At 64.0% G+C, this 13,877-nt stretch carries 8 protein-coding genes; 6 read left to right on the forward strand and 2 right to left on the reverse strand.

Annotation, left to right across the window (positions count from 1 at the left end):
• Nucleotides 1–537: 537 nt before the first annotated feature.
• On the reverse strand, nt 538–2,403 hold the full coding sequence (locus ABB27_RS13595; protein WP_083491310.1) for a glycoside hydrolase family 9 protein: 1,866 nt from the start codon (nt 2,401–2,403) through the stop codon (nt 538–540).
• Nucleotides 2,404–2,544: 141 nt separating this feature from the next.
• Here ABB27_RS13595 and ABB27_RS13600 point away from each other — a divergent pair, with 141 nt between their 5' ends.
• The 4 genes from ABB27_RS13600 (at nt 2,545) to ABB27_RS13615 (ending at nt 8,774) form a co-directional block, all read left to right on the forward strand.
• Entirely contained in the window at nt 2,545–3,795 is a 1,251-nt protein-coding gene (locus ABB27_RS13600; protein ID WP_057629328.1) for an ROK family transcriptional regulator, read from the forward strand.
• A gap of 60 nt (nt 3,796–3,855) precedes the next feature.
• Nucleotides 3,856–4,803, forward strand: a complete 948-nt coding sequence (locus ABB27_RS13605) for a carbohydrate kinase family protein (protein ID WP_057629329.1) — start codon at nt 3,856–3,858, stop codon at nt 4,801–4,803.
• 16 nt (nt 4,804–4,819) lie between these two features.
• Nucleotides 4,820–6,037: an MFS transporter gene (locus tag ABB27_RS13610; RefSeq protein ID WP_057629330.1), complete on the forward strand. Its 1,218-nt coding sequence runs from the start codon at nt 4,820–4,822 to the stop codon at nt 6,035–6,037.
• A gap of 67 nt (nt 6,038–6,104) precedes the next feature.
• Entirely contained in the window at nt 6,105–8,774 is a 2,670-nt protein-coding gene (locus ABB27_RS13615) for a TonB-dependent receptor (RefSeq protein WP_057629331.1), read from the forward strand.
• A 397-nt stretch (nt 8,775–9,171) separates the two neighbouring features.
• Here the strand turns inward: ABB27_RS13615 and ABB27_RS13620 are convergent, their stop codons facing one another.
• The gene (locus ABB27_RS13620; protein WP_083491311.1) at nt 9,172–10,767 is read right to left on the reverse strand and encodes a family 20 glycosylhydrolase; all 1,596 of its coding nucleotides are present in this window, start codon (nt 10,765–10,767) and stop codon (nt 9,172–9,174) included.
• Between the two features lie 612 nt (nt 10,768–11,379).
• On the opposite strand from ABB27_RS13620, the gene ABB27_RS13625 reads away from it, so the two are divergent.
• Nucleotides 11,380–11,856 carry an LEA/WHy family protein gene (locus ABB27_RS13625; protein WP_057629333.1) on the forward strand — a complete coding sequence of 159 codons (477 nt, stop codon included), beginning with the start codon at nt 11,380–11,382 and terminating at the stop codon, nt 11,854–11,856.
• A 37-nt stretch (nt 11,857–11,893) separates the two neighbouring features.
• A complete protein-coding gene (locus ABB27_RS13630; protein ID WP_057629334.1) occupies nt 11,894–13,684 on the forward strand; it encodes an acyl-CoA dehydrogenase C-terminal domain-containing protein in 1,791 nt (596 codons plus the stop codon).
• Nucleotides 13,685–13,877 lie beyond the last annotated feature (193 nt).

The following is a 13,877-nucleotide window of genomic DNA, read 5'->3' on the forward strand; positions in this document are numbered from 1 at the left end:
CCCTTCCTCAGGCGCATTGACTCCTCATTGTAGAAGCCACCGCAAGTGCCGGCCGGCCGCTCGGTTGCCCTACCCAACCATCTTACGCAAGACGCCCGCGGATGAGCGGGCGTTTGTTTACGTCTTGATCGATGAGGCGATTCCGGTGCTTACCGGCCAGCTTGCGAATACACCGCTATCCCGCCTGAGCTACCGCCCTACGTGGTGAACCGAGCATAGCGCTACTCCGTACACAAAACCCCTGCTGCCAGCTACACCGGCGAGAGCCTGGCAAGCCACCCCAGAAGAGCGGCCTGCCAACAGGCAAACAATGCCACTCAGAAACGTGTGAACCCTACCCTGTCCACACGACATCTCCGCACCCTTCGTTGACCAACGCGCGCAAGCCAGCACCTTGAACAACGACACGGTCCCCACCTGACCTGACCCGCACTCACATCCGCGGCACTTCCATCTGCGCGGCCGTGCATGAGCTGCGTCGTCTCACCAAACGCGGCGCGTCCTTTTAGAGATATCCAAACACCTGCAGCAACACCCTCAACCCTCACTCATCGCCATAGCGGCAAACAACATCCAGGTGGTGTGCGGAATCCACTGCTCCACCCAACGCCACTGCTCCGAGTCGGGTCCGGGGGCGAAGCTGATGCCAGCGCCTATGTCGCTACCCGGTGCGCCGGTGATGCCGTTGGAAATACCACCGACGAACATTTCGCCCGCGCTCTCCAACACGGTCGGCGGATTCTTCTGGCCAAAACCGTACAGCATGGAGATACCGTAGGGGTTGCGCCCCAGCGTCCAGTCGATCTGGTCCTGTGCATAGCCTGCACGCGCCGCTGACAGGCCGTAGCCCGCCTTGCCTTCAGCCGCCAGCTTGCGGCCACCTATCACCATCGCCGCGCCCAGCGATGCCAGGCGGGCGCTCTCACCCTGCCACCAATAGCCGGTTTCATTGCGGTGCGGTATGAAGAAGCCTTCCAGCACCTCGCCTGCGGCCTTGCCATCCTGGGCCAACTGGAAGCGCTGCCGGGCGTAGCCATACGGATTGGCTACCGAACCGGTGATCGCCAGTTCGTGCGCAAGTGCCGAACCGATTGCCGCCAGCGCCCGCTCGCGATCCGCCGACTGGGTTTCGATATCCACATAGGCGGACAGGCTGATCACCGGCAGGCCGGCTTCCGCTGCATGGTAGTAGGGCCGGCTGCCACCATCACTGATGAAGCCACCATCGGCTTGCTGGCGCGCCATCAAGCTGGCGGCGCGTTTGCGCGCATCCTGCAGGTAGCGCGAATGGCCCGTGGCATTGTGCAGTTCCACCAGCGCCATCAACGCGGTGTAGTCATCGATGATGTTCTCCTTGCCGTCGGCGCAGTACTGCGGATTGAACTGCTGCAGGTGTGCATAGGCGCGCTCGGCATCGGCCAGATATTGCGCGCCACTGAACTCCCCCTGCCGCCCGGATGCCTTGGCCAGCATCGATGCCCGCGCCAAGGCGGCGATGGCCATGCCGCCGCCGGCGCGGAATGCGGAGCGATAGAGCGTGGTGTAGGTTCCGGCCGCACCTTCATAGCCGGTCACCATGCGTTCGACACCTGGCGTGCCCCACTGGTCGAACACCGTCGTATAGAAATAACCGTCCGCATCGAGGATGCGGTGCAGGTAATCCGCGCCCCAGAACGCCTCGTCCTGCACCTGCTTCTGCAGCCCGTTTGCGGCAAACAGGCCCGCTCGTGCATGTGCCCCGTAGGCCAGCACCCATGCCGCCATCGATGCCTGCTGCGGATTGAAGTAATTGGCGTAACCCAGATGGGACAGGTATTTGCCCTTGTCGCCACCGGCGTCCTGCCAGCCACCCCAGACATCCACCTTGCGCGAGGTCTGGAAGACGCGCAGGTCGCGGTCGGCGGCATCGGTATGGCGGCTGCGCTGGAAGTAGCCCAGCAGCTGTGCGCCCGTGGTAGCAAACACCGCGTTGTCAGCGACCGTCATCGGCGCCGAGCGCACGTGCTGCTGCCCCACCTGCACGTCCAGCTGGTACTGGCCGGCCTGCTCTGCATCGGTGAAATCGATGCGGAAGTACTGCTTGCCAGCGCCCCATTCGGAGAAACCCGGCAGCGGCTGCAGATCACCGCTACGCAGCGGCTGGCCATCGCGCAGCACCGTATAGGTGCCCGCGCTTGCCGCACCCACAGACTCAACCACCGCCAGCTTGGGCCCGCGCCGCTCCAATGCCACCTGGTTGATCTGCACCAGCAAGGGCTCGGTAGGCAGGCTCACCGATACGGTGGTCTTGGCCGGCTCCTCGGCCGGGGCGGCGGCTGCCACCGGCAGCAAACTGGACAGGGCCAGGGCCAGTGCGGCGTAGAGCTGGACGCTGGTCTTGCGGGAATGCGACAAAGGAGGCATCTGCACGGTTCCGGATAGACTAGGAAACGAAACTTAGCCATCCGGTCATCCCGCGTCAATAAATACTTCACGTGGATGTATGAATAATACGGACACCTGTTCCACCTCCCCTACCCCCACGTTCACTCGGTTTCAATGCCTATGAATATCGGCCGTGGCGCCACCCAGCAGTCCAGCGCCCCCTATAACCGTCGCCTTGTCCTGGATTTCATCCGCCAGCACGGCGCAGCGTCACGCAAGGACATCCAGGAAAAGGTCTCGCTCAGCCCGCAGACGGTGGCCAACATCACCAATGAGCTGGAGTCCATCGGCCTGATCGTCTCGCGCAGGCAGAAGGACCTGAAAACCCGCGGCCAGCCGCCCATCGCTTTCGAGATCAACCCGGACGCCGGTCAATCCATCGGCATCAGCCTGGAGCCTGGCCGCGCCTCCGGCGCGCTGGTCAACCTGGTGGGGCAGATCGATGCCCGTTGCGAAGTGCGCCTGCAGGGCTGCGATCGCGCGCAGTTGCTGGCCGGCCTGCTGGAGCTGGTCGCCAGCCTGCGCCGCCAGGCCAGCGCCCGGCTCTGGGGCATAGGCGTGGCCCTGCCCGGCCCGCTCGGCGATACCGAGCTGAGCTTTGTAGGCCCTACCGCACTGGAAGGCTGGAAGGATTTGTCCATCCTCGACCAACTGCAGGAAGCCACCGGCCTGCCGCTGTTCCATAGCGTGGACAGCGTCGCCGGCGCGCTCGGTGAAACCCTGTACGGGGTGGCCCGGCACCTGGACAACTTCTTCTATCTGCACCTGAGCATGGGTCTGGGCGGCTCGCTGATTGTCGGCCGCAACACCTACCGCGGCGCCGACGGCAACGCCACCGAGATCGGCCATGTGCCGGTCGTCCCCGGCGGCACGCCCTGCTACTGCGGCAACCAGGGCTGCCTGGAACGTTACCTCTCGCTGCACTCGCTGGCCGAGGCGCTGGGCCTGGATGACGGGCAGATACGCACCTCAGACCTGCTCAGCCGCCTGGACGACCCCAACGACCACGCACTGCAGCAATGGTGCCAGCAGGCAGCCCAACGCCTGCGCGACGCCATCTGCATGATCGAGAACCTGCTCGATCCACAGACCATCGTCATCGGCGGCTCGGCCCCGCAGAAGCTGGTGCAGCGCCTGGTCGAACTTGCCCAGCCCCTGCATCGCTCGGTCCGTGGCCGTCCGCAGCCCGAACTGCCGCGCATCAAGATCTCGCTGCGCGAAGAAGATTGCTCGCTGTTGGGCGCGGCAGTCCTGCCCATCCACGAATTGCTGTCACCGCGGCTGGAAGGGGTCCAGCGCGACGATCAGGGCGAGGCCCAGGCCGCCGAGCTGCTCGGCCACCGCGCGGCGGCAGGCGGGCGCCGGATTTAATTAAACTTCCACTGGATATTTTTATTGACAGGCTCAAATTGGGGTGACTATAGTCGCCCCATGAGCAACGATCAGCCCCAGTTCAGCATTATTGGCGACGTCAGCGTGGACCTGGTTCTGGGTACGCTGAGCCGTTGGCCCGAGATCGGTACCGAGCAGCTGCTGCCCCGCAGTGAGCTGCGCGCCGGCGGTTCAGCGGCAAACTCGGCACTGGCCGCCCGCCATCTCGGGCTGAGCCCACGCCTGATTGGTGCAATCGGCGACGACGACCTCGCCCAGTGGCTGCTGCTGCAACTGGCCGGCATCGATGTCGAACTGCAGCGCTGCGCCAGCGACACCACCATGTCGGTGGGGCTGTTGCACGCCGATGGCGAGCGCACCTTTTTCACCAGTTGCGGGCATCTGCAGCACCTGACCCCGGCCTTTGTGCTGGCACACCTGCCGCAGGCAGCGGCTGGCAGCATCGCCCTGTTCACCGCGCCCTTCCTGCTGCCCAACCTGCGCGCGCAGTTCTGCGAACTGCTGGTCGAGGCCTCGGCCCGCGGCTATCAGGTTGCGCTGGATACCGGCTGGCCGCCCGAGGGCTGGACCTCGCAGGTACTTGAGGAAGTCGAAGGCTGGCTGGCGCATTGCGACCATCTGCTGCTCAACGAACTTGAAACAATGAGCATCGCCGGCAACCAGCAACTGCAGCCGGCCGTGCAACAGGTGGCCCGCCTGCTCAAGCCCGGCGCCCACCTGATCGTCAAGCTGGGTGCTGCCGGCGCACTGGGCCAGGTCAACGGCCACAGCACCCGCTACACCGGCATAGCGGCCGCCGACATCTTCGACACCGTCGGCGCCGGCGACAGCTTCAACACCGGCTACCTGGCGGCATCCTTGAACCACGCCAACCTGCACGATGCACTGGCTGCGGGTTGCCGCACCGCTGCAGCAATCCTGCCGCGCTTCCCCCGCAAGAGCATCGCGGCGGGCGAGCTCTCCCATTGCCTGCAGTCGTATCCCTGACCCCGGAGCCACGACCATGACGCACCGGCCGTTGATCATCAGCTACATCCTCCTGATCTGGTTCGCCATCTCCTTCATCACCAATCTGATCGGGCCGCTGATGCCGATCGCCATCCAGGATTTCAAGCTGAGCCTGACCATGGCCGGCTTCATGCCGTTCTCGTTCTTCCTCGCCTACGGTTTGATCTCGATACCCGGCGGCATGCTGATCGAGGTCCGCGGCACCCGCTTCACTCTCTTTACCGCCTTCGCACTGAATTTCATCGGTGCCATGGCCATCGCGGTGATGCCCGGCTACGTCTCGGTCGTCGCCGGCCTGTTCGTCATCGGCCTGGGCATGGCACTGCTGCAGGTGGTGATCAATCCCTTGATGCGCACCGCTGCCGGCGAACAGCATTTCGCGTTCTATTCGGTGATGGCGCAGCTGGTGTTCGGCCTGGCCTCCTTCCTCAGCCCTCTGGCATTCCGGCTGTACATGCAGCGCCCGGACGTACAGGGGCAGCCATTGGCCTGGCTGGCTTTCTATTGGTATTTCGCTGCGGCCTTCGTGCTGCTGGCCCTGCTCAACTACAAACTGCCCTTGCCAACCGTGCAGCTGAAAGACGATGAACGCGCCGGCAGCCGCGCGGTATACGGCAGCCTGCTGCGGCGCCGCGATGTGCGCCTGTTTTTCCTGGCCATCGTCGCCTATGTCGGCACCGAGCAATCCATCGCCAACTGGATGTCGCAGTTCCTGCACAGCTATCACGGCCTGTCGGCCACCGAACAGGGCGCCATCGCCGTCAGCCGCTTCTGGGGCCTGATGTCGCTGGGCTGCCTGGCCGGGTTGGGGCTGCTGAAACTGCTGGATTCCAAACTGGTATTGGCAATTTTCTCAACGCTGGCCATTGCCTGCCTTGCACTCGCCCTTTTCGGCCCGGCAGCCATCTCTCTGTTGGCCTTTCCTGCTGCGGGCTTTTTCTTGTCGGTGATGTTCTCGGTGATCTTTTCGCTGGGCCTGAACTCGGTCACCCAACACCACGGGGCGTTCTCGGGAATCCTGTGCAGCGGCATCCTCGGTGGCGCCATCGTGCCGCTATTGATCGGCGTGGTCGGTGACCACCTTGGCCTGCGCGCAGGCATGTCGCTGATCTTCATTCCCTTGCTCTACATCCTCAGCGTCAGCGCCTGGGCCAGGCCGCTGGTGCGCAACCAGACTGTTTATTCCGGGAAGAACACCCCCGCCTCGCCCTGATCGGGCAACCGCTGCAACCACCGCGCGGGCCTGCCGGCCCAAGTCGCCGCACAACCAGGAGCCAACAATGAGAAAGCATCCCAGCGCTGTTCGACCGACCGGCATCGCCGCCGCGGTGGCAGCGGTATTGATCAGCTGTGCGGCCGCGCCGGCGCTGGCGCAGTCCACCGGCACAGACGAGGAGCAGAAGCCCAGCACCGGCAACGCCCAAACCACGCTGGAAACGGTGCGTGTGTCCGCCACCCGCGTTGAATCCGACCTGCTGAAAACGCCGGTCACCGTTACCGCCGTCACCCAGGAAGCACTGACCCGCGAAGGCATCCGCGACGTGCGCGGCCTGTCTGGCAGCATGCCCAACCTGCAGATTGCCAACGGCCCGGATTCCGGCGTGCAGGTCAGCATCCGCGGCATCGGCGCCAACAACTTCACCGAGATCGGCGACCCTGCCGTTGGCCTGCATGTGGCCGGCCTGTACTCGCCGCGGCCGCAGGGCGCGCTGGCGCTTATGTTCGACGTGGACCAGGTGGAAGTACTGCGCGGTCCACAGGGCACCTTGTTCGGGCGCAACTCCACCGGCGGCAGCATCAACATCATTCCGGCCAAGCCGCGCTTCGATTCCACCTTCGGCAGCACCGAGCTTGAGCTCGGCAGCTACAACCTGCGCCAGCTCAATCTGATCCAGAACTTCGCGGTCAGCGAGCGCTTCGCGCTGCGCGTGGCGGCAACCAAGGTCGAGCGTGATGGCTGGATCGACCAGCAGCAGGATTTCACCGATGTGAACATCCCCGAGCGCGGTTTCATCGCCGATGGCATCCCCGACGTGGACCAGCGCCGCAACCGCAAGGTCTCGCGCAAGGACTACTACTACAACCGCGATGAGTGGGCAGCGCGCATCGCCGCACGCTTCGCCATTACCGACGATGTCGAGTGGCTGCTGTCCTACGAGAAGTTCCAGAACTCCGGTGCCGGCCAGGTTGGGGTGAAGGACTGCGACCAGGCTGCCGGCACCCGCTTCGCCTGCGAAGGCGGCAAGTGGGACGTGAAGATCAACGTGCCCGGCCGCACCGACATGTCGATCGACACCGTGCGCTCCAACCTCAACTGGTTCCTCAGCGACAGCAACAGCATCGAGTACAGCGTGGCCTTCGCCAACCAGAAGCGCTTCCAGATGTCCGACGATGATGGCGGCTACCACGAGATCCCCTCGCAGGTAACCGCCACCCTGCCGGTGCCTGCAGAGGGCGACTGGGGGGTCTGGCCGGTGCGCGACAACACCTCGATAACTCTGGACTCGCAATACAAATCATTCGTCCACGAGCTGCAGTTCAAGCATCAGGGCGAGCGTTTGAACCTGGTCTCCGGTTTGTTCTGGATGCGCGAGAAGAACGCGATCAACTACGCGCAGGAAATGCTGGTCAACGCACCCTACGGGTTTCCAATCAGCCAGTTTTATCACCAGCCTGATCGCCAGATCGACGCCAAGGCGATCTTCTCGCAGGCCGATTGGCACTTCGCACCAACCTGGACCGCCACGCTGGGCGCACGCTACAGCCGTGACTCCAAGACCGATCGCGGCGGCCAGGTGTATGGCGGCTGGGATGCCACCTCGGCGGCCTATTACAACGACTTGTACAACCCGGGTACGCCGGGCGAGCCTGGCTTCCGCCCGCACAATGGCCGCGACCTGACCGAGCAGATGGGCCCGTTCGGTGGCATCGATGCCTACAAGCTGTGGGGCCCGCCGGCGGAAAACGCCCACTCCGAATCATGGAGCAAGGTCACCTGGCGTCTGGGCCTGACCAAGGACCTGTCCGAGGACGAAATTCTGTTCACCTCCTTGTCCACCGGCTACAAGGCCGGCGGCTTCGGCGACAAGGACGATATCTGCGGCGGCAAGGACTGCCTGGATGGCCCGGCAGGCCCGCAGTATTCCTTCTTCCCCTACAAGCCGGAAACCATCACCAACCTGGAGATCGGCTACAAGGGACTGCTGCTGGACAAGCGCCTGAGCCTGGCGGTCACCGCGTTCTACAGCCGCTACAAGGACATGCAGGTCACCGGCGATTTCTATGCGGCCAAGGTGCACGTCAACGAACCCTGCCCGGATTGGGACCCGACCTGCGATGTGATCAAGAAGTGGCAGACGGTGAACGTCGGCACGGTGAACATCCCCGGCCTGGAAGTGGAAGTGGACTACCTGCCCACCCCCAACACGCGTATCGGCGGCTTCTTCTCGTACATCAACAGCAAGATCAAGGACTACCCGACCTTCAGCGATGAGTGGAACTGCGGCGTGCGCGAAGAATTCGGCGCCGTGCCCTGCCCCGATCCGTATACCGGTCCGGACCCCACCCTGGCCGGCCGCCAGATCTACGACATCACCGGCAACCACCTGCCGATGACGCCCAAGTTCACCGCCGGCGTCAACGTCTCCCACACGTTCAAGTTCGGCAATGGTTACGAGCTGGTGCCGTGGTTCAACGTGAAGTGGCAGGACAAGATGTACTTCACCCTGCGCAACATCGACAACCCGCACATCTCCGATGGCCAGAAGGCCTATGCCACCGTTGATGCCAGCCTCAGCCTGCAGTCACCCTCGTTCTGGCGCGCCGAGCTGTACGTGCTCAACGCCACCGACAAGATGACCAAGAACTGGGCCGACGACGCCGGCGGCTTCATCCGCGCCTATTGGAACGACCCGCGCACCGTAGGCCTGCGCGTGCGCTTCGATTACTGAGGTCTGCATCTGGTGTTGAAGCAACCCTCTCCGCAGATGGAGAGGGTTGCGAACACAGCGGCGCGCAGAAGTCGCAATTCGCACGCGCACCGGTTCGATCCCGCAAACCACCCGCAAGGGTGGTTTTGCCATGTGCGCGATTCAAAACGGGGCAACAAACGTCACCGTAGTCCACGTAGCCCGGGTAAGCGAAGCGCACCCGGGAGCTGTTCGCGAAAAACCCCGGGTGCGCTTCGCTTACCCGGGCTACGTGGCCCTCGGCTCAACCCGTAGTGCCGAGCCATGCTCGGCAGAGGCCTTACAAGCGCACCTCTCCCCAACCCCTCTCCCGTAAAGGGAGAGGGGCTTCAAGCGGAGAAGCACCGAAGCCCGATCCTAGAACCGCAACTCGACCGCCTTACTCGGGCTTCGCCCATCCCAGATCCGGCTCGGGGTGGTACTGCACACCCAGCGCATCCAACTGCGGACGCAAGGCCCCCATGCGTTGCACGAAGCCGGCATAGCTGCGCTGCCCTGCCGGGTTCCAGCCAAGCTCCGCTACGGCAGCCAGGCGCGGCCACAGATGCTCATCCGCCGACGCATCGGCATGCACGAATTCGGTCCATAGCGCCGCCTCGATACCAACCGCCGTCTTGAATGGCGCCGGGTCGAAGCTGTAAAGACGCTTCAGCGGCACGCCTTCCGCGCGGCACCAATCAGCACCCGGCTGGCCGGCGTAGTTGCCATGGTCGATGTACAGATAGGAGCAAGGCGACAGAATCAGTGGATGCCCCTTGGCGACCGCAGCATCGATGGCATAGCCGTCATTCCACAGCTGCAGTATCGCGCTGGGCTTCATGTCAGCCACGGAGCCCTCTTCCCATACGATGGGAGTACGCCCCATCTCATCCATCATCGCTGCAGTGCGCGCGACAAAATCGGCGTACAGCGGATCCTTGATCTCATCGCCGCCGATATGGATTTCCTGGGACGGGAAAATCGCCACCACTTCTTCCAATACATTGCGGACGAAGGGATAAACAACCTCGGGCTTCTCCAGGCAGAACACACTGAAGCCGACCTCCACACCGGAGTATGGGGACAGGTTCTTTACATCAGCACAGGCCAGCTCGTTATACGAAGCCAATGCGGCCTGCACATGCCCCGGCATATCGATCTCCGGCACGATGGTGACGCCGCGCGCCTGCGCATAGGCCACCAGATGCTTGAGTTGTTCCTGCGTGTAGTAGCCGGCACGTCCGCCTTCCACCGCGCTGCGGCCACCGATTTCCACCAGCTTCGGGTAGCGCTTGATCTCGATGCGCCAACCCTGGTCGTCGGTCAGGTGAAGGTGCAGGCGGTTCAACTTGAACACCGCCATGCGGTCGATATGCTTTTCCAGATATTCAACCGGCAAGAAGCTGCGCGCCACATCCAGCGATATGCCGCGCCAACGGTAGGCAGGCGCATCACGGATGGCCAGCTGCGCCAGCCGGTGCTCGGCCTGCTTTTGTGCCGGCAGCAACTGGCGCAGGCTCTGTACACCATGCAGCAGCCCTGCATCGGTCCGCGCACTGAGCCGGATGGCATCGTCGATCACCAGCCGATACCCCTCCTCGCCCAACTCCGGCGCATCGACCAGCTCCAGGTGAAGGGTTACCGATGTTGCGCCTGATCCGTTCAGGCCAAGTCTCGCCAGCAGCTCCGTCAGCGCCTGCGTGGCATGGGGAGTGCCTGCCGCTGCTTCGACCTTGACTGAAGAAAAGCGCAGCTCACCCGCTGCCGGCTGCATCGACTGAGGAATCGGCACAATCGACGTCAATGGTGGTGCGAGCTCGGTAACGGCAGTGCGCTGCGTGCAACCGCTTGCCGCGGCGGCTACAAGACAAACGATCAGGGCGTGAAGCTTGAAGGGCAATCTCATGGTGCCGGCGCGTCCGCAAGGAGTAGCTCGGCATGATGCCCAGTTAACGCTGACGACGCCACGGCTCGCGAGGTGCTGCACTGCGTGCATCGCAGTAATCGAGCGGCGACCCGATGGAGGGGATCGGGCCGCCGCCCCTGAAACGATGGGCTACCCAGCAACATCGCTCCGCAACTACATTGCCCGTAATGCGGTGAAGCCGGCGTCGAACCGAGATTGCAATCACGCGACAGTGCGTCTCAGTCCTTCGGCTTGCGGCGATAGTGCTGCGACATCGCGTTCGGCTGCGGTAGCTGGCGACAAAGGCCGTCGGCACCCGCGCTATCCTGGCCTGGGCACAGCGCCGATGCTCTCCCACCGACGACTGCGTCGTCAGCAGTAGACCCGCGCGATTGCTCCGCAGATGCTGCCAGTTTGAAGATTGAGCTGCGGCCAGTGCCAGAACCCCTGCGCACAGCGCCACAGCTGCCAGACCGCCGCGGATGGCGCCTGCAAGCGGCAACCAGGTGAATGAACGCATGGATAAATCCCCAAAGTGGCATGTATGACGGCCCTCCCTGCCCCTGCCTGGATCGACGTATCTGCGCGCCGGTTCCGCCATCCCATGGCCATGGCCGCCGATCTGGCATACCTGTACCGAGCAAGCGGCCATACGCCGTAGTATTCTCCGTGGATAAGCTCAGGAACCGAGGACCAGACCCCATGCGTTTTCGCCCCCAGTACGCCTTGATGGCCGTGCTAGCCCTTGTACTCACGGCCTGCGGCAATGGCCCGGTCAAGCGCGTTTCCGAACCGGCCGCCAGCATCCAGCAGTTGAGCGTTGGCAATGACGGCAACTGGGAGGTGGAACTGCGCCTGCGCAACTACAGCTCCATGCCGATGCGCTTTGACAGCGTGTCGCTGGCGGTGAAGGTTGGCGACGAAGCCGCGGGCACGCTCAGTGCCAGCCCGGCGCTGTCGATCGGCCCGGAATCGGCCGACGTCATCAAGGTGCGCCTGCAGCCGTCCTCCTCGGCCCGCATCGTCGTAGCCGATGCACTGGCAGGTGGCCGCTCGCTGTTCTACGAGCTGGAAGGCAGCGTCAGCGCCACCCCTGAAGAAAAGAAGCAACGCAGTTTCGACATCAAATCGCGCAACAGCCTCAACCAGGCCCCCGGCCTGCCCGGCGTGCTGCGCTGATCCCCCACCCGTTTCCGCATCGTTCGAGAACCGTCTGATGAGCAACTACAAAGCCCCCGTTACCGATCTCCGCTTCGCCCTGCACGATGTACTCAAGGCCGAGTCCCTGTTTGCCGCCATGGGCTTTGAAGAAGCCAGCGCCGATCTGATCGACGCCGTACTGGAAGAAGCCGGCCGTTTCAGCGGCAGCGTGCTGGCCCCGCTCAACGCGGTGGGCGACCAGACCGGCTGCAAGCTGGACAAGGCCACCAATGAAGTGACCACCGCGCCGGGTTTCAAGGAAGCCTATGCGCAGTTCGTGGAAGGCGGCTGGACCGGCCTGACCGCATCACCGGATTTCGGCGGCCAGGGCATGCCGGAAACCATGGGCATGGCCTTGAGTGAAATGGTGTCCTCGGCCAACCTGGCCTGGAGCCTGTTCCCGATGCTGTCGCACGGCGCGGTTGAAGCGCTCAAGCATTACGGTGAGGACTGGCAGAAGGAAGCCTTCCTCAAGCCGCTGGTGGCCGGCAACTGGACCGGCACCATGTGCCTGACCGAGCCGCATGCCGGCACCGATCTGGGCCTGCTCAAGACCCGCGCCGAGCCCCATGCCGACGGCAGCTATTCGATCACTGGCACCAAGATCTTCATCACCGCCGGCGAGCACGACCTGGCCGACAACATCGTGCACCTGGTGCTGGCCAAGCTGCCGGACGCACCGGCCGGCCCGAAGGGCATCTCGCTGTTCGTCACCCCCAAGTACAAGGTCGACCGCGACGGCAAGCAGGGCGAACGCAACGAACTGCATTGCGGCGCGCTGGAGCACAAGATGGGCATCCACGGTTCGTCCACCTGCGTGATGAACTTCGACGGTGCCCAGGGCTACCTCGTCGGCCAGCCGCACAAGGGCCTGCAGGCGATGTTCGTGATGATGAACTCCGCCCGCCTCGGCGTTGGCGTGCAGGGCCTGGCCCAGTCCGAGCGTGCCTACCAGGGCGCGCTGGCATATGCCCGTGAGCGCCTGCAGTCGCGCGCGCCCAAGGGCGCCGTGCAGCCGGACAAGCCGGCCGACCCCATCATCGCCCAGCCCGACGTGCGCCGCATGCTGCTCACCACCAAGGCCTTGACCGAAGGTGGCCGCCTGCTCGCAGCGCACGCCTACACGCAGCTGGATGCGGCCAACCGCAGTGCCGATGCACAGGCACGCGCCGACGCCGATACCCTGGTCAGCTTCCTTACCCCGATCGTCAAGGCCTGCCTGACCGAGTGGAGCATTGAAGCCACCTACAACGGCCAGCAGGTATTCGGCGGCCACGGCTACATCGCCGAGCACGGCATGGAGCAGTACGCCCGCGACGCGCGCATCACCACGCTGTATGAAGGCACCACCGGCATCCAGGCGCTGGACCTGATCGGCCGCAAGACCGCGGCCTCTCAGGGCGCCGGCTTGAAACTGTTCCTGGCCGAGATCGAGCAGTTCATCGCCGCCAACGCCAACAACCCGGCCGTGGCCGAATTCCTGCCAGCGCTGGGCGGCAAGGCCAAGGAATGGGGCAAGCTGACCATCGACGTGCTGCAGCGCGCTGCCGCCAACCCGGAAGAACTGGGCGCAGCCAGCTGGGACTACCTGTTCTACAGCGGCTATGTTGCCGTCGCCTACTGGTGGGCACGTTCGGTGGTTGCCGCACAGGCATCCAGCCACCCGGAAGCGTTCAAGCAGGCCAAGCTGGAGACCGCGCGTTTCTACTACGCCCGCATCCTGCCGCGCACCCTGAGCCACGCCGCCGGCATCGCCGCCGGTGCCGACTCGCTGATGGACATGGATTCGGTCCGCTTCGGCGATTGATTCAACTGCCGACGCAGATCAAAGCCCCCTCATCCGCCCGTTGGGCACCTTCCCCCAAGAAGGGGGCTGCAGTCCCGCATGCGGGAGAAGGAGCAATCAGGCAAACCTGCGACCTGAAGGCCCTTCTTCCGCCTGCAGGCGAAGGAAAGAGATCAAGCAAGCCTGCGACCTTGAAGCCCCTCTCCCGCCTGCG

The sequence above is a fragment of the Stenotrophomonas terrae genome (assembly GCF_001431465.1).
GTDB classification, from domain to species: domain Bacteria; phylum Pseudomonadota; class Gammaproteobacteria; order Xanthomonadales; family Xanthomonadaceae; genus Stenotrophomonas; species Stenotrophomonas terrae.

Bases quoted from the DNA above. Each gene is read 5' to 3' on its own strand.
- ABB27_RS13605 (WP_057629329.1), top strand. From the start codon at position 3,856: ATGAGCAACGATCAGCCCCAGTTCAGCATTATTGGCGACGTCAGCGTG.
- ABB27_RS13595 (WP_083491310.1), bottom strand. From the start codon at position 2,403: ATGCCTCCTTTGTCGCATTCCCGCAAGACCAGCGTCCAGCTCTACGCC.
- ABB27_RS13630 (WP_057629334.1), top strand. From the start codon at position 11,894: ATGAGCAACTACAAAGCCCCCGTTACCGATCTCCGCTTCGCCCTGCAC.
- ABB27_RS13620 (WP_083491311.1), bottom strand. From the start codon at position 10,767: ATGCACGCAGTGCAGCACCTCGCGAGCCGTGGCGTCGTCAGCGTTAAC.
- ABB27_RS13610 (WP_057629330.1), top strand. From the start codon at position 4,820: ATGACGCACCGGCCGTTGATCATCAGCTACATCCTCCTGATCTGGTTC.
- ABB27_RS13625 (WP_057629333.1), top strand. From the start codon at position 11,380: ATGCGTTTTCGCCCCCAGTACGCCTTGATGGCCGTGCTAGCCCTTGTA.
- ABB27_RS13600 (WP_057629328.1), top strand. From the start codon at position 2,545: ATGAATATCGGCCGTGGCGCCACCCAGCAGTCCAGCGCCCCCTATAAC.
- ABB27_RS13615 (WP_057629331.1), top strand. From the start codon at position 6,105: ATGAGAAAGCATCCCAGCGCTGTTCGACCGACCGGCATCGCCGCCGCG.